The sequence below is a fragment of the Paenibacillus sp. FSL H8-0537 genome, assembly GCF_038051995.1.
GTDB lineage: Bacteria > Bacillota > Bacilli > Paenibacillales > Paenibacillaceae > Pristimantibacillus.
The window spans coordinates 4,231,863-4,249,646 of the sequence record NZ_CP150290.1 but is presented as its reverse complement, the minus strand read 5'-3'; the positions used below and the strand labels follow the sequence as shown (position 1 = coordinate 4,249,646).

Here is a 17,784-nt window from a genome sequence, read left to right as displayed (position 1 = left end):
TGGTTATCTAAACGACATGGGTTGAATCCGAAACTAGTACACGACCGCCGACCATTTTCTGTTAATCCCAGACCTAGAAACCAGCTGTCAACCTTGCGAAGCATATGATCAGCAGGCACTAAGCTTTCAATGGAAACAAACTCGTAACTTTGTTGTTTATCTCGATTAGAACGCAGCATAGGTCGACACCTTCCGTTCGTATAAGTCACCATTATTATATCATAGTAACGCGGTGACGTATTAAACCGAATGCTTATAAAGAGGGCTGTCGAGACTTTCTCAACAGCCTGAACATCCCCGTTCCTAACCGGAACGGGGATGTTTTTTTACGTGGTCTTTTGTAGCTGCGGGATGCATGGGGAGAGGATCTCCACGCCTACGTCGATGATCTTCTCGGCACCCATGAAGTTGAGGTGGATCTTCGCCCGCTTTTTGCGACGGTCTATTTTGGTGATGATGCCTTCCATGCCCTGCAGCGGGCCGGAGGTTACGGAGACACGTGAATTTTCTATGTAGATGCCCGAATAGCCAACGATCTCTCCGTCTCCAATCAGCTGCAAGATCAGCGACATCTCGCGTTCGTCAATTTTGGAGTAATAGGTTCCTTCATCTTTGGAGTAGAGTTTGCCTTGGCTAAGCAGCTTGTAGCACTTGGGGACTTTTTTCAAGGTGTGAAAAACTTCATCGGTCATGCGGGTCTTGATCAACACGTAGCCGGGGAATATTTTCTTCAGCACGTGCTTGACAGCGCCTGCCTTCTTCTCGGGGACTCTGCGTTTCGGTACGACAGAATGGAGGGAAGTTTCATCAAAGTACAGGTTCAGGAACTTTTGCACCACCTCTTCTTGACCGGTTTCTACGAATAGTACGTACCAATTCAAAATAGCCATCCCCCAACTTGTGTATTATGTTGAATAAATATCCAAGCAAAAAATAGTATATTTTACAACATTATACCATGTATTATTTTACCATACCATATCAAGACCTGGGGATAGAATAAATAGGTCTCTAGTAAGTAATCCTTGACGAACAAAGTTGAATGAGAGTAGTATTAAGCTGTATTCGTGTAATGGGTTATGTTGTTCAATTCGTAAGTTCGTTGGTCGGATATTTGGTTGAATCTAAGAAAATACCTAAGCTAATTTAATCGATGTTTAGGCACGTTGAAGGAACTTAGGGTATCATATTGAATCGCATTGAGAGGAAGAAGCATGGGGGAAGTGTGTCCTCTGGAGAGCTTCGTGCAGGGACTTGACGTGTGAGGGGGAGTGGACCCGTACAGCGCTTGGTTGAGCGTTTGCTGTGCGCTATCGGGGGATTCTTCACCAGCCGCTGATCGTACACCCTGCCGCTCTCAATCTGCAGGTTAGCATCTCTCATTGCGACGAGTTGGCGGCTTACTCTCATTTTCCGCAGTTCCGAGTTGCGGGCTGGGTAGTGGGGAGCGTGTCTTTGCGATTGCCTGTCCCAAGGACTGCCGTTTGAACTTGGAGGCTGTGCAGGATCTGTTGTGCAAGGTGGAAGAAGATATATATATAAATAGCCAAAGCAAGCACAAAAAAGTAGAGGAGATCATTCCTCTACTTTTTTGTGCTTGCTTTTTAGGACTTGAAGAGAGGGGAGGAAGGATGAGGCGGAGCTATGAGTTACACCCGTTAAAGGTTGAGTTTTTGTTCATGAAAAATTATGCGTACATACTCGTAGACAAAGCAACCCGGCAGGCGGCTGTGGTGGACCCGGCTTGGGACTTGGAGTTGCTCGACGGGATGCTTCGCTCATTGGAGGCGGAGTTGGCTTGCATCCTGCTGACACATTCGCATCACGATCATGTCAACAAGGTGGAGCCGCTGCTCAAGCTCCACCCGGCGGCGCGGGCGTACATGTCGGTCAAGGAGATCGATGCCTACGGGTTCGTATGTCGGAATCTGCATCCGTTTGAGGAGGGGGAGACGATCTGGCTGGGAGAGACGCCTATCACCTGCATGCTGACGCCAGGGCACACGGCCGGCGGGGCTTGTTTTCGGCTCGCAGACGATCTGATCACAGGGGATACGGTGTTTATTGAAGGCTGCGGCGTCTGTGATGGGGCCGGAGGTTCCCCGGAGCAGATGCATGACAGTTTTCAGAGGATTCGCAAGTCCACTCCCCCTCATGTGCGGGTGTATCCGGGTCATTCTTATGGCAAGGAGCCGGGCATGGCGTTTCGGGATGTGCTGGAGCACAATATCTATTTTCAGATTGAGAAAATAGAGCATTTTGTCCGGTTTCGGATGCGCAAGAATCAGGGACAATTGTTCAATTTTAAATAAATCAAGGCAGACTAGTCGCGTTCAGGAGGGACATGGATGGGCAATCCGGTAGTGTTTCTTTTCTCCGGGCAGGGTTCTCAGTTTTACCAGATGGGTCGAGGGCTCTATGAGGAGGTATCTGAGTTTCGCAAGTGGATGAACAAGTTGGACGAGATGGTGACGCCGCTCGTTGGGGAGTCGGTGCTGGCGCGTCTGTATGCGGAGGACAAGCGCCGAGACGAGCCGTTTGAACGGACGCTGCTGACCCACCCCGCGATCTTCATGGTGGAATATGCGCTGGCGCAGGCGCTGATGGCCCGCGGGGTCAAGCCAGATGCGGTCCTTGGCAGCAGCATGGGCGAGTTCGCGGCGGCGGCTGTGGCAGGTGTGCTCGATGTGGAGGTAGCGTTGGAGTTGGTGGTGGAGCAGGCCAAGGCGTTTGAGGCTACCTGTCTCCCCGGCGGGATGATCGGGATTCTGCAGGAGCCGAGCCTCTATGACAGGATGCTGCTCTTGCGTCAGAACACGGAGATGGCGTCGATCAATTCGGACGCGCATTTTGTGGTGGCCGGCCCGGCGGCGATGCTGCCGAGCATCGGGGAGGCGCTGCGGGAGAAAGGCATCACCTATCAGATTCTGCCGGCCTCCTTTGCGTACCATTCCTCATGGATTGATCCGGCTGCCGCTTCCTATGTGGCGCGGCTGCGCGGGCTCTCGTATCGCCAGCCTCGAGTGCGATTTTATTCCGGGGTGACCGGGCGGCGGGAGACGGCGCTGAGGAGCGAGTATTTCTGGGAGGTGGCGCGACAGCCGATTCGCTTTGCCGAAGCGGTGCAGGCGCTGGAGCAGGGAGACGATTGCCTGTACGTGGACTTGGGTCCTTCGGGAACGCTGGCTAATCTGGCCAAGCGGAATTTTAAACAGGATTCGCTCTCGCAAAGCTATGCGGTCCTCACGCCGTATCAGCAGGATCTCAAGAACTTCAACAAGGTTTGCGAGCAATTGGAGCAACTCATTTCATTGCGCATCAGAAAGGGAGGACAACCTATGAAAGCATACGTGTTTCCTGGACAAAGTTCTCAGCACAAAGGCATGGGAGGTACGCTGTTTGACGAGTTTGCAGAACTGATGGCACAAGCGGATGAGATCTTGGGCTATTCCATCAAAAGGCTATGCTTGGAGGACCCGGATAATCAGCTGGACCAGACGCAGTACACGCAGCCGGCTCTGTATGTGGTCAGCGCACTGAGTTTTCTCAAGAAGGTGCAGGAGACGGGAGGCAAGCCGGATTATGTGGCCGGGCACAGCTTGGGTGAGTACAATGCGCTGTTTGCAGCAGGGGCGTTTGATTTTGCTACCGGTCTGCGGATGGTCAAGAAGCGGGGCGAACTGATGAGCCTTGCGAGCGGTGGGGGCATGGCGGCGGTGATCGGGTTTACGGTGGAGCAGATCGACCGGGTGCTGATGGAGAACGGGCTGGACGGGATCGACATCGCCAACCACAATTCGCCGGGCCAGATCGTCATCGCTGGCTTGAATACGGACATCCTGCGCGCGCAGCCGTTTTTTGAGGAAGCGGGCGTGCGCATGTACATTCCGCTCAATGTGAGCGGTGCTTTCCATTCCCGGTATATGGCGGAGAGCAAGCGGAGTTTTGAAGCGTATCTGGAATCGTTTGAATTTTCAAAACTGGAGATTCCAGTCATCTCGAACATTTCTGCGCGTCCGTATAAGCAACGGCAGGTGAAGGATAATTTGGTGCAGCAGATCGTGTCTCCGGTCAAGTGGACGGACAGCGTGCGCTATCTGATGGGCCTTGGCGAGATCGAGATCGAAGAGGTTGGGCCGGGCAATGTCCTGACCAAGCTCGTCACCACGATCCGCCGCAAAGCGGAACCGCTCGTGATCGAGCCGGAAGCGGATGACGCGGAGGAGGCGGAAGAGGTGGTGCCGGTGGCTGTGGCGGTGTCTGTGACTGTGCCTGAGGTGACGAAAGCGTCGGTCGCGGAGGTGGCAGCCGCTGTTGAGGCGCCTGCTCTGGCTCCGGTGGAGGTCGTGCCGGTGAGGGAAGCTGTGAGCGGGCCGATCGTGCGTGTGTCGAGAAGGGTGAGCACGGCAGAATCGCTGGGGGATGAGGAGTTCAAGAAGGATTATAACTTGAAGTATGCCTATGTCACGGGCTCGATGTATCGCGGCGTGGCTTCTGAGCGCCTGGTCATTCAGGTCGGCAAGGCGGGCATGCTGGGTTTTTACGGGACCGGTGGCATGAAGCTGGAGCAGATCGAACAGGCGATCCGCACGATTCAGCAGGCGTTGACGCGCGGTGAGGCGTATGGTATGAACCTGCTGCATAACCAAGGCAGCCCATCGATGGAGGAGATGACGGTCGATCTCTTGCTACGCACCGGCGTGCGAAACGTGGAAGCAAGCGCTTACATGGCGGTGAACTCCGCATTGGTTCGCTACCGGGCGAAAGGGCTGAAACGCTCGGCAGAAGGCGGCGTGATCGTCGAAAACCGCATCCTCGCCAAAATCTCGCGCCCGGAAGTTGCTGAGGCGTTTCTGAGCCCGGCACCGGAGCGCATCGTCGACAAGCTGTTGCTGGAACAGCGGATCACGCGCGAGGAAGCAGATCTGCTTCGTGAAGTTCCGATGGCGGATGACATCACCGTCGAGGCCGATTCCGGCGGACATACCGATCAGGGAGTCTCTTCCGTGCTGCTTCCGTCGATCGTTCGCCTGCGCGAAGAGATGATGGTCAAATACGGATACAAGAAGAAGATTCGCATCGGAGCGGCCGGCGGCATCGGAACCCCGGAAGCGGCGGTGGCGGCGCTCGTGCTCGGGGCGGATTATCTCGTGACCGGCTCGATTAACCAATGCACGGTGGAAGCGCAGACGTCCGAGTCGGTGAAGGATCTGCTGCAGGAGATGAACGTGCAGGACACGGCCTATGCGCCCGCGGGCGACATGTTTGAGATCGGCGCTCGCGTGCAGGTTTTGAAAAAAGGCGTCTTTTTCCCGGCCCGTGCAAACAAGCTGTACGATCTCTACCGCCAGTTCAACTCGCTGGAGGAGATCGATGAGAAGACCCGCCGCATTTTGCAAGAGCGTTACTTCAAGCGCAGTTTCGACGAGGTCTACCGCGAAGTGCAAGCCTATGTGGCCCCGCAGGAGATCGAGAAGGCGGATCGCAATCCCAAGCACAAGATGGGGCTGATCTTCAAATGGTATTTTGGCTATTCGTCGCGCATGGCGCTCAGCGGGGACGCCGAGCACACGGTGGATTATCAGGTACATTGCGGCCCGGCCTTGGGGGCGTTCAACCGCTGGGTGAAAGGCACGTCGCTGGAAAGCTGGAGAGCACGCCATGTCGATGTGATCGGCGAAAAACTGATGCGCGAAACGGCAGACCTGCTGAGCCGGCGCATCTCTGAATTGGTCGGATTGTAAGCAAAAAGTCCAGCGGTATGATGTCAAGTCCCTGATTCGGTTGAACTGGAAATCTTCTTGGCTGTAACGGCTGGGAGTACAGAAAAATAGGCGCATCAAATTAGACCCAGTAGAAAATTAAATAATATTCCATATTTTAACTGGGAATTCGCAAAGGACTTTAGCAAAGGGTCGTTATTCCTTCGTCGTGTTTACCTTCCTTCGAGGCGTGTAGAGTTGGCCGTTGCACAGCAGCACATCGACCAGACACACAAGTTTCTTACGTTAAGACGAGGGCGCGTTTGTGTTGGTGCTCAAGGACTTCCATGTATTTCATTTCTTCAGGTAATGCTCGCCGAATTCTTCATCGCGGTTCTTCACTGAGTTGGCAGCTTCAACCAATTGTCCAGAGGCATGCCAGAAAGTCCAGTCCCTAATTCAGATTTCAAGGAGCAAATTTATTGGAAGGTTTGAAGGTCGCCACCAGCTCCCGAGGACGCTGGAAAATGACTGAGAAATAGATTCAAGAATACTATACGAGGAGCGGATCTGGATGACTCAAACGCCAAAGCGAGAAGTGGCCATCGTCGGAATCGCCGGTCGTTTTCCGGGGGCAAAGAACACACAGGAATTTTGGAACAACCTTAATGCAGGCCTCAACAGCATCTCTGTCATTCCGCAAGACCGCTGGAAGTGGGAGGATGTGTACGGCGACCCGCAAAAGGAAGAGAACAAGACGAACAGCAAGTGGGGCGGATTCATCGAGGAGGTCGATCGATTCGACCCGCTGTTTTTTGGCATCTCGCCCAAAGAGGCGAATTTTATCGACCCGCAGCACCGCCTGTTCCTAGAAACGGTCTGGCAGGTGATTGAAAACGCTGGCTACAGCCCGAAGAGTCTGTCGGGCCGGAAGATCGGCGTCTATGCGGGCGTTTCGAAAAACGACTATGCCGAGCTGCTGGGGGAGAACATCAGCGCCTTTGTTTCCACAGGAACGGTACACTCGATTCTCGCGAACCGCGTGTCGTATTTTTTCAACTTCAGAGGGCCGAGCGAAGCCGTGGACACCGCGTGCTCCAGTTCTCTGGTCGCCCTGCACAACGCGGTGCGCGATATTCGGGAAGGGGAATGCGAGGCGGCGATCGTCGGGGGCGTCAATGCGCTGCTCAGCCCGCGGATGTACATCTCCCATGCCAAGTCCGGCATGCTGTCAGTGGACGGGCAATGTAAATCGTTTGATGCGTCGGCGAACGGCTATGTGCGCGGTGAAGGCGTGGCGGCCCTGTTCCTCAAGCCGCTGGACAAGGCGGTGGAAGACCGTGACAACATCTTGGGCGTAATCAAGGCGACGGCGATCAATCATGGTGGGCGCTCGAATTTCCTGACGGCCCCCAACGTGACCGCTCAGTCTGAGGTGGTCTACACGGCGCTGCAGCGCTCCGAAGCGGACCCGCGCAACATCTCCTACATAGAAGCGCACGGCACAGGCACGCCGCTGGGCGACCCGATCGAGATCAATGCGCTGAAGAATGCATATGGGCAGTACTATGAGGAGCGGGGCCTGCAGCCGCGCGAGAACTCTTGCTTGCTCGGCTCGGTCAAGACGAACATCGGCCATCTGGAGAGCGCGGCCGGGATGGCTTCGATCATCAAGGTGCTGCTGGCGATGAAGCATGGCGTGCTGCCGGAGTTGCTCAATTTTACAGAGATTAATCCGTACATCTCGTTTGAGGGGTCGGCGTTTGGCCTCGTCACGGCTCCGACCGCGTGGAAGAAGCGGCGCATCGAAGGCAAGCTGCTGCCGAGACAGGCGGGGGTCAGCGGGTTTGGCATGGGCGGCGTCAATGCGCATGTAATCTTGGAAGAGCCGCCGCGCAGCAACAGACCTCGCGCCAAGAGCGCGTCGCAGAAGCGGTTGGTGCTTTTGTCTGCGAAAAAAGGGAAGTTGCGGGCATCGGCTGAGCGACTGCTCACATTTTTGCAAAGCGAAGCCGGACAGTCTGTGCATGTGGATGATCTCGCGTTCACGCTGATGTTCGGGCGCGAGGAGTTCGAGGAGCGTCTGGCGATGGTCGCTTCGTCGGTGGAGCAGGTGGTGGAGGAGCTGGAGCGGTATGTGAGCGAGCAGGCCTCGCTGTCGCTGTTCCAAGGCGTCGTGGTGACGAAGCCTGACGCGCCTGTGCAGGTCGCTACGTCGACGGACGATCTGTTCCTGCTCGCCGAGGCTTGGGTGAAGGGAGAGGGGATCGATTGGGAGCAGGCGAGCTTCCACGGTTCTCGCATCGAGGTGCCGGGGTATCCGTTTGAGCGGTTGCAATGCTGGTTTGAGCCGAAGACGCTGAAGGCGGATACGGCTTCCGGCGACAAGCAGATCCTGCTCCCTGCTACGGAGCGGATGGTGCAAGACCATCTCGTTCAGCGGCAGAAAGTGCTGCCGGGCGTGGGCTATCTGGACCTGATCGTCGGAGAGCTGAAGGAAGAGTGGACAGCCGGTGTAACGTTCCAAGATGTGTATTGGCTGAAGCCGCTGGCCGTTTTCGACGAGCCGCGCACCCTCCTCTTGAACGTGAAGGAGGAAGGAAGCGACCGGGCTGTGCGCATTCGTTCGGGGGCGGACCTGCACTGCCAAGGCCGCCTGCTCAAGCAGGTGGCGCGGATGGAAGAGCGCATCGAGGTGGAGGAGATTCGCAAGCGCTGCGAGACGAAGGAATCGAAGGCCGGGCTGTATGGTCTCTTTTCCGAAAACGGTCTGGTGTATGGGCCTTCGTTCCAGGTGATCGAGACGCTGCACTGCTCGGCTGATGAGGCGATTGCGGAGGTGGACGTCCGGAATCACTGGCGCATTGCAGCCGGCATTCTGGACGGGGCGCTGCAGACGGCGGTGTGCTTGAGCGTGCGAAACGGAACAGCGAGCGAATCGCAGTATGTGCCGTATTATGCGGAGAGCTTCACGGTTGCGGGAAGCTTGGAAGCTGTGCGCTATTACTATGTTAAGCAGCGTCAGGTGCAGCAGAGCGGTTCGATCCAGTTCGACCTGTATCTCTGCGACGGCGAAGGTCGCGTGCTGGCTTCGGTGAAGAATTTTACGAAGCGGGCGTTGGTGAGAAATGAAGAAGCAAGGAACGAAGAAACGAGAAAAGAAGCGGCGAGCGAACAGGGGCTGCTCTATTACACCTCGAAGTGGCGGGAGGAAGCCTGCGGTCCAGAAGCGGAGGCGAAGGGCTTGCTCCTCCTCAACGGTTCGGAGTCGCTGGCCGATTGGATGCACGGCGAACTGGGCGAGGAGGTGCCGTTCCGGCGCTTGACGATCGCCGAGCAGGACCCAGATCGCTATCTGGAAGCGCTGCAGGAGATCAAGGCAAGCGGATTTGCCGTGCGGCAGATTCTCGTGCCGGCCGCCCTTCCGGGGGTGGAAGACCTGCGGGGGCTGCTCGTGCTGGCAGGAGCTCTGATTAAGAGCCGGTTTAAAGAGCCGATCAAGATCCTCTACGCCGGCGAGAGCATGTCGTCCGAGGCGCTGCCCGCCCTGTATGCGGCCGGAGGGCTGGCTCGCACGCTGAAGTATGAGTACCCGCGCCTTCATCTGGAGGTGGCGGCGTTCACAGATCACTTTGAAAACTGCGGCCGGGCGCTTCTAGAGGAGCTGTTTGCGAGTGCTCCGGCCCCGCTGCATGAAGTGAGATATGTAGGCGGGACAAGGCAGCTGCGCGAGATGGTGACCGTGGCGGGCGGCTTGCAGAAGCAGGCTTATGCGCTGCGTCAAGGCGGGGTGTATCTGATTGCAGGCGGCACGGGCGGCCTGGGGCAGATTTTTTCCGACTATCTGGCCAAGGAATATAAGGCGAAGGTCGTGTTGCTCGGGCGAAGAGAGCAGGATGAGAGAATCGTGGCACAGCTTGACAGGCTGGCTAGTCTGGGCGGCTCCGGCCTGTACATTCGGGCGGGCCTCGGCGATGCCGAACAAGTGCGTGCGGCGGTGGAGCAAGCGCGTGCGACCTATGGCAGCATCCACGGCGTTTTGCAGGGAAGCGGGTTGATTGAAGACAGCTTCATCCTGCGCAAAACAACTGAGTCTTTTGAAAAAGTCCTGCAGCCCAAACTCGCGGGGACGCTCCATCTGGACGACGCGACGGCCGGCGACGAACTGGACTTTTTTGTCATGTTCTCGTCGATTGCAGCGCTGATGCCCAATCAAGGGCAGTGCGATTATTCTTCGGGCAACAGCTTCATGGATGCGTATGCGGCGCACCGGCAGCAGCTCGTCGCCGAGGGCAGGCGCAGCGGTCTGTCGCTGGCGATCAACTGGCCGCTCTGGGCGAACGGCGGGATGACCGTGGAGCCGGAGGAGAAGGAGCATCTCTGGAAGGTGTTCGGGATGCAGCCGCTGGAAACACCGCAGGGCTGGGTTCTGCTCAGGGAAGCGCTGCATCTGGCAAGTCAGGAAGGTTTCGCTCACATCGTAGGGATCGAAGGTGACCAGATGAAAATCAACCAGCACTTTGGCATCCGCAAAGCGGAGACTGTGCGAGAACTGGATGTGCCGACGATGATCCGTCGGGATCTCTACAGCATCCTCGCACAAGCGCTGCACCTGGCTCCGGCGGAGATCGGTGCCAGCCAGCCGCTGCAGCAGCTCGGGGTGGCGTCGCTGTCGCTGCTGCAGATTGCGAACCTGATCTCGCAGTATTTTGGCGTCGATTTCAAACCGCCGTTGCTGTTTGAACATGGAACCTCGCAACAGATTCTGGACTATCTGCTGCAAGACAAGCAGCGCGCGGTCATCGAGGCGCACTATGCCGAGCTGGGGGCTCTGGCTCCGCTGTATCGCAGCTCGGGGCTGATCGATCTGAACAAGGTCGCTGGCGAGCAGGGGCTGTACCAGCGACGTTATGACAACACGGAGTTCTATCAGGTCGATCATGTGGTGGACAACAAATACAATGTGCCAGGCGCGTGCTATGCCGAGATGGCCAGACAGGCCGGCGCACTCGCTCTTCCGGGCCAGCGGGTGAGCAAGCTGCTCAACTGCTACTGGGCGAAGCAACTGTCTTCGAGCGGAGAGCCGTTTGATGTGTTCATTCAACTGCTGCCAAAAGGGGAGCGCACCGACTACGAGATCTACAGAATGGAAGGGGCCGAACGCGTCGTGCATGCGACCGGGGCGCTACAATATGCTCCTTGGCAGCTGGCGCAGAGCGAGGTGGAAACGCTCGATCTCGCAGCGATTCGAGAGCGCTGCACGGCGAGCTGGACGCGGGAGCAGGTCTATCAGCAGATTCATGCGGAGGGCTTGATCGTCGGGGAGAGCTTCATGCCGATGCAGGTGATGGTGCTCAACGAGCAGGAAGCGCTGGCGACGCTGGAACTGCCGGAGATGATCGCAGACACATATGAGGAGTACCTGCTGCACCCTACGATGCTAACGGGCGTGTTCCAGACGGCGCTGATCAACAACCGCTTCCACGGCGATGACGAGCGCGATTTTATCCCGATTGCGATCGAAAGCTTGGAGATGTGGGGGAGCGTGCCGCGCAGATGCCACGTTTACAGTGAAGTCAGCCCGAAGACGAAGAACAACCCGGACATCAAGAAGTTTAACCTGACCGTTTGCGACGAGGAGGGGCGCGTGGTGGCGCGGCTCGTCAATTTCTTGATAAAGGCGACGAATTATGAAAAATCGTCCTTGGTGCAGGTGGCAGCCCCGGTGTCGACGGCCCAAACGCAGGCAGCTCGCGACCGTTGTATGGCGGTGCTGAGATCTCGCGCACAGGAATTCGTGCGGGGTCTGCTGTCTGAGGCGATCGGGCTGGAGCCGTCGATGATCCGGACGGAGGAAGCGTTCGAAGCGTATGGCATCAACTCGGTGATGATCTTGGAGCTGAACAAGCTATTCGAGGATGCGTTTGGGTCCGAGCTGTCCAAGACTCTGTTCTTTGAGTACCGCAACTTGGAAGATCTGACGGGTTATTTCCTAGAGGAGTATGAAGAGACGCTGCGTTCGCTGCTGCAATTGCCGGAAACGGTTGAAGTGGATGAGGTGGTAGAGGCGGCAGTTGAATCGACAGTAGCGGCTGTGGCAAGTGCTCAAGAAATCGCGCGTTCCGCAGATATGGTCGAGACGGTCGAGATGACACCGCACGCTCCGGCTGTGCGGGATATCGCGATCATCGGCCTTGCCGGGCGCTATCCGCAGGCCGGATCGCTGGCGGAATTCTGGGCGAACATCCAAGCGGGCAAGGACTGCATCGAAGAGATCCGACCGAATCGATTTGATTACGTGCGCTACTATGATCCGGACAAGCAAAACGACAAGCTGTACAGCAAATGGGGTAGTTTCCTCGATGATGTGGACAAGTTTGACCCGATGTTCTTCAACATCCCGCCGCGTGAAGCCGAGCTGATGGACCCACAGGAGCGTTTGTTCCTTGAGGTGGTCTGGCATGCGCTCGAAGATGCCGGCTATACGAGACAGAGCCTCAGCGATCAGTCGGTCGGCGTGTACGTCGGGGCGCTGTGGCAGCCGTATCAAGAGCTTGGTGTGCTCGCACAGGCGCAGGGCCATGTGCTCAGCCCAAGCACGCTGCTCTACAGCATCGCCAACCGCGTTTCGTATTTCTGCAACTTCAACGGGCCGAGCCTGACGGTGGATACCGCGTGCTCTTCGTCCCTGACCGCGCTGCATCTCGCCTGCCAGAGCCTTCTGAACGGGGAGAGCAGCGTCGCCATCGCCGGCGGTGTCAACCTGTCGATCGGCGCGGGGAAATATCTGTTCCTGAGCCAGTACAAGTTCCTGGCGACGGATGGCAGATGCAGAAGTTTTGGTGCGGATGGCGACGGGTATGTGCCGGGCGAAGGCATCGGCGCCGTGCTGCTCAAGCCACTTGACCAAGCGGTGAAGGACGGCGACCACATCTACGGCGTCATCAAGGCGACCGCTGTCAATCACGGAGGCAAGACCAACGGGTATACGGTGCCGAACCCGACGGCGCAGTCGGACATGATTCTGAAAGCGCTGGAGTGGGCGAAGATCAACCCGCGCGCGATCAGCTACATCGAGGCGCACGGCACCGGTACGGCTCTGGGCGACCCTATCGAGATCACCGGGCTCTCCCGCGCGTTTGGCAAGTACACGCGAGACAAGCAGTTCTGTGCGATCGGCTCTGTCAAGTCGAACATCGGGCATCTGGAAGCGAGCGCCGGCATCGCCGGCCTGACCAAAGTGCTGCTCCAGCTAAAGCATCGCAGAATCGCTCCGTCCTTGCACTCTCAACAGCTCAACGCAAACATCGACTTCCGGAACAGCCCGTTTGTCGTGCCGCAAGAGCTGATGGAATGGAAGCGCCCTCTGGTGGAGATCGACGGTCAGACAAGGGAGTTCCCGCGCCTTGCGGGTCTCTCGTCGTTCGGGGCCGGCGGTGCGAACGCGCATGTGATCATCGAGGAATACCAAGCAGTAGAGCAACAGCGTGACCATTTCGGAACGGCTCCGCACGTCATCGTGCTCTCGGCCAAGAACGCAGACCGTCTGCAAGAACAGGCACAGCGCTTGCTGCAGGCTGTCGAGAGCGGTGCATACAGCGAAGCGGACATGCCGGCGATCGCCTACACCTTGCAGCTGGGCCGCGAGACGATGGAGGAGCGTCTGGCCGTGCTGGCCTCGTCGCTCAAGGAACTCAGTGCCAAACTGCAAGATTTCCTGTCCGGCAAACGAGGCATCGACGGCCTGTTCCACGGACATATCAAGCACTACAAGGACACGCTGGCCCTCTTCGCGCAGGACGAGGACATGCAGGCGGTGATCGAGGCATGGCAGGCAAAAGGCAAGTTCAGCAAGCTGCTCGACCTGTGGGCTAAAGGGCTGTCGATCGATTGGAGCCGGCAATATGCAACAGGCAAGCCAGGTCGCATCTCGCTGCCGGGCTATCCGTTTGCCAAGGAGAGCTACTGGCTTCCGATCGACGGAGCTGTGCAGAGCGGGACGGGCGTAGGACGGGCCGTTCTGCTGCATCCGCTGGTGCACGAGAACACGTCCGACCTGACCGAAGTGCGGTTCCGTTCGACGCTGACGGGCCGCGAATTCTTCCTCCGCGATCACGTCGTCTATGGCAACCTGGTACTGCCGGGCGTCGCAGAGCTGGAGCTGGCGCGAGCGGCTGCTCTGCTGGCGATGGGTCTTGAAGCGAACGATCCGACATCCATGCGTTTGAAAGATGTCGTCTGGCCGCAACCGATCGTCGCAGCAGGCGAATCTATACGTCTGCATGTCGGACTCCATGCGCTGGAGGACGGCGAGATCGCCTATGAGATCAGCGGTGATATCCCACAAGGGGAGGAAGCTCCGACGCTGTATAGCTATGGCGAAGTCGAGATCTGCGCGTTCGATCCGGCACCGCCGCTCGATCTGCATGCCTTGCAGGTGCAGTCGGGACTCGGCGTTCTGACGGCTGAGCAATGCTATGATGTCTTCCGCGCGCTTGGGACGGCCTATGGGCCGAGCCTGCAAGGGATCGAGACGCTCTATCTGGGAGAGAGCCATGTGCTGGCCAAGCTCGCCCTGCCGTCAGCAGCTCTTGCCACGGAAGCGGACTATGTACTGCACCCGACCTTGCTGGAAGCTGCGGTTCAGGCCATGAACGCTTTTACGCTGAAACAGACCGACCGCAAGCCGACCCGGCCGGTCTCCCTGCAGTCGCTGGACATCCTTCGTCCGTGCCGGTCTGCGATGTGGGCGCTGATTCGAAGCGGTGAGGCCGGCTATGACCTCGACCTCTGCGACGAAACGGGCGAGGTCTGCGTGCAGATGCGCGGACTGGTGCTGGAGCCGGTCGAAGGCGAGTGGCAAGGAAACAGCACGGCGGCAGAGCGCAAGATGTATTTTCTGAAAAAAGTGTGGGAGCCATGTTCGGCAGCTCCAAGCCGCAGCGTCAACCTGGTGGTGGCGATCTTGACCACGCCGGAGACGCGCAGTTTGGCCACCGAGCTGGCGAAGAGACTGCCGCAAAGCCGCCTGTTTGATGTGGCGCAAGAGCGGCAAGAGCTGGATTGGCAGGCGTATGACGGCCTGATCGATCTGGTCGGCTGCGGTCAGGAGCGCAAGGAGTCGGCGGAATGGATGAGCTGGCTTCAGCTGCTGATCGAACACGGTCGCCGCGATGGGATGATGCTTTTGGGTGTCACCAAGGGGCTGGAAGGGTATCAGAATGCGACGGTCAACCTCGCAGGTGCCTCCCGTGCGGCGCTCTATACCATGCTGCAGAGTGAATATGGCTATGTGCAATCCCGCCATCTCGATCTGGAGCCGGTCACTGATGAGATGAGGCTGGCCGAGCAGATCGCCGCTGAGTTCCTTGTCGAAGATGAGGAGACGGAAGCGTGCTGGCGAAACGGGCTGCGTTATCGCGCGCGGCTCAAGGAATGGGAAAAAGGCGAGCAGCAAGCGCGAACGCCGTTCCCGGAAGATCAAGTTCTCTGGATCACTGGGGGCACGCGGGGCCTTGGGTATCTGTGCGCGCAGCATTTTGTCAAACACTATGGCGTCAAGCGCCTGGTGCTGACCGGACGGGAAACCTTGCCGCCGCGCGAGACGTGGGCGGCGCACCTTCGGGAGCAGACGTCTGTTTCCCGGAAGATTCAGGGCATCCAAGCTCTGGAGCGAGAAGGGGCGCAGGTGATGGCTCTGTCTGTGCCGCTGTCCGATGTTCAGGCGGTCGAAGAGAGCGTGCAGGCGGTTCGCCGCAGCCTCGGCCCGATCGGCGGGGTGCTGCATGCGGCGGGCCTGCTCGATGAAGAGAACTCGGCCTTCATTCGCAAGTCGGTCGAAGGCATCGAGAAGGTGCTGGAGCCGAAAGTGGCGGGACTTGACGCGTTGTACCGCAGTCTCCGCGCAGAGCCGCTGCAGTTCTTCGTCGCGTTCTCGTCTGTGTCTGCCACGATCCCGTCGCTCGCGGCGGGGTTGAGCGACTATGCGGTGGCCAATGCCTACATGGATTATCTGGCGGAAGCGAAGCGTCCGGAATGTCCGATCGTCAGCGTGCAATGGCCGAGCTGGAAAGAGGCGGGCATGGGCGAAGTCAAGAGCAGAGCCTACGAGCAGACAGGCCTTCTGACGATGAGCAACGCCGAGGGGCTGGAGTTCCTCGATTATGTGCTGGCGAGAAAAATCGGCCCGGTCGTCATGTCCGCCGTGGTCAACCCATCGCTCTGGAATCCGCAAACGCTGATGCAGCGCAAAAAGCAGACGGCGGCGCTCCCGACACCCCCTGTGGTTCCGGCACAGCGTCCGGCGGCCCCTGCGCAGAAAGCAAGCGTGGTGGCAGGCGGCCAAGGGCAGACAGCGGAGGCTTGGGTTCGGTCGATTTTTGCAAAAGAGTTGAAAATGGACCCGGCCAAGATCGAGGTCGATGCGCAGATTGCAGACTACGGGGTCGATTCCATTTTGCAAGTGCAATTGTTGCGTCAGATCGCGCAGGCGTTGCAAGTGAAGCTCGACCCGTCTCTCCTGCTGGAGTTCCCGACGATCGAATCACTGGCGAAGCATTTGGAGGCTCTGCATGGGCCCCCCCTCGCCAACGCGACGGGGGCCACGCAGGTTCAGCAAGAAGAGCTGGCGGCACCTTCTTATCGTGCGCCGAGTCGTCCTGCCAAGCAACGTGTCGAGAAGCAAGGACAAGCAGCCGTGCGCAAAGCGGCCCCGGCCTCTGGGGCCGCTGATCTGGCCGTCGTCGGCCTGTCTTGCCGACTGCCGGGGGCGGCTTCTCTGGAGCAGTATTGGCAGTTGCTGTCCGAGGGCCGTTCCGCCATTCGCAAGGTGCCGCAGGGGCGCTGGGGGTATTCGAGCGGCTTCGATGCCGGATTGCTCGACGACATCACGCAGTATGATCCGTCGTTCTTCCATCTCTCGGAGGAAGACGCCAAAGCGATGGACCCGCAAGCCCTTCTGGTGCTGGAAGAGAGCCTCAAGCTCTTGTGCCACGCCGGCTACACCCAGCAGGAGGTCAAAGGCCGCTCGGTCGGCGTTTACCTCGGGGCGCGCAGCAAGCACTCGCCGAGCACGGCGGATCTGAGCCAGACGCGCAACCCGATTTTGGCTGTCGGACAGAACTATCTGGCGGCGAACATCTCGCAGTATTTTGACTTGCGCGGCCCGTGTGTCGTAGTGGACACCGCTTGCTCCTCCGCTCTGGTGGGGATGAACATGGCAGCGCAGGCGCTTCAGAGCTTAGAGATCGAGTCGGCGATCGTCGGGGGGGTTTCTCTGCTGACCACCGATGAGACGCACCGCATCTTTGAACAGCGCAACATCCTGAACCGAAAAGGGGCGTTCCACCTCTTTGACCGTCGAGCGGACGGCATCGTGGTCGGGGAAGGCTGTGGTATGGTCTTGCTGAAGACGGTGGAGCAGGCTTTGCGCGATGGCGATACGATCTACGCCGTCATCAAAGCGGTCGCTGTCAACAACAACGGACGGACCGCCGGACCTGCCACCCCGAGCCTTGAGGCACAAAAACAAGTGCTGCAGGCGGCGCTCCGAAAAGGCGGGGTATCGCCTGCAGCGGTTCGCTATATCGAAACAAACGGTTCGGGCACGGAAGTGACCGACCTCTTGGAACTGAAGACGATCCAATCGGTGTATCGTGCTTCCTCGAACCTCCCGCTGGGATTGGGGTCGATGAAACCGAACATCGGGCATCCGTTGTGCGCGGAAGGGATCGCCGGATTTATCAAAGTCGTCTTGATGCTACAGCGCCGGCAGATGGTGCCGTTCCTGTCGGGCGAAGAGGCGATGACGCATTATGATCTGCAGGCGTCGCCGTTTGAGATGGCCCGTCAACTCATGCCTTGGACGGACACGGCTCGCATCGCGGCGATCAACTGCTTTGCCGACGGCGGCACCAACGCGCACGTGATCCTCGAAGGCTGGGAAGAGTCTGAGGAGCGTTCGATCCTTCGCAGGCCGCTTCCGCTTCCTGTCTTGCAGCGCTGCGATGTGAGCGGGCGCGGACAGGGCGAACGGGCAGAGAGCGCGATGAATATCTGGAAGAAAATTGGAGTTGAGGTGTAA

General features: G+C 58.2%; 4 protein-coding genes. 3 read left to right on the top strand and 1 reads right to left on the bottom strand.

Annotated features, from left to right (window positions below):
* Window positions 1-326 precede the first annotated feature (326 nt).
* Window positions 327-881, bottom strand: coding sequence for an antiterminator LoaP (gene loaP / locus MHB80_RS17745; RefSeq protein ID WP_341278229.1), 555 nt, complete (start codon window positions 879-881; stop codon window positions 327-329).
* Between the two features lie 750 nt (window positions 882-1,631).
* Between loaP and MHB80_RS17740 the strand changes: the two genes are divergently transcribed.
* The 3 genes from MHB80_RS17740 to MHB80_RS17730 all read left to right on the top strand — a co-directional run bounded on the left by MHB80_RS17740 (window position 1,632) and on the right by MHB80_RS17730 (window position 17,784).
* Window positions 1,632-2,312 (top strand): MBL fold metallo-hydrolase, encoded by a 681-nt coding sequence (locus MHB80_RS17740; protein ID WP_341278228.1) that lies wholly within the window; start codon window positions 1,632-1,634, stop codon window positions 2,310-2,312.
* A 36-nt stretch (window positions 2,313-2,348) separates the two neighbouring features.
* On the top strand, window positions 2,349-5,744 hold the full coding sequence (gene fabD, locus MHB80_RS17735) for an ACP S-malonyltransferase (protein ID WP_341278227.1): 3,396 nt from the start codon (window positions 2,349-2,351) through the stop codon (window positions 5,742-5,744).
* 532 nt (window positions 5,745-6,276) lie between these two features.
* Complete coding sequence (locus MHB80_RS17730; protein WP_341278226.1) at window positions 6,277-17,784, top strand: SDR family NAD(P)-dependent oxidoreductase; 11,508 nt, start codon at window positions 6,277-6,279, stop codon at window positions 17,782-17,784.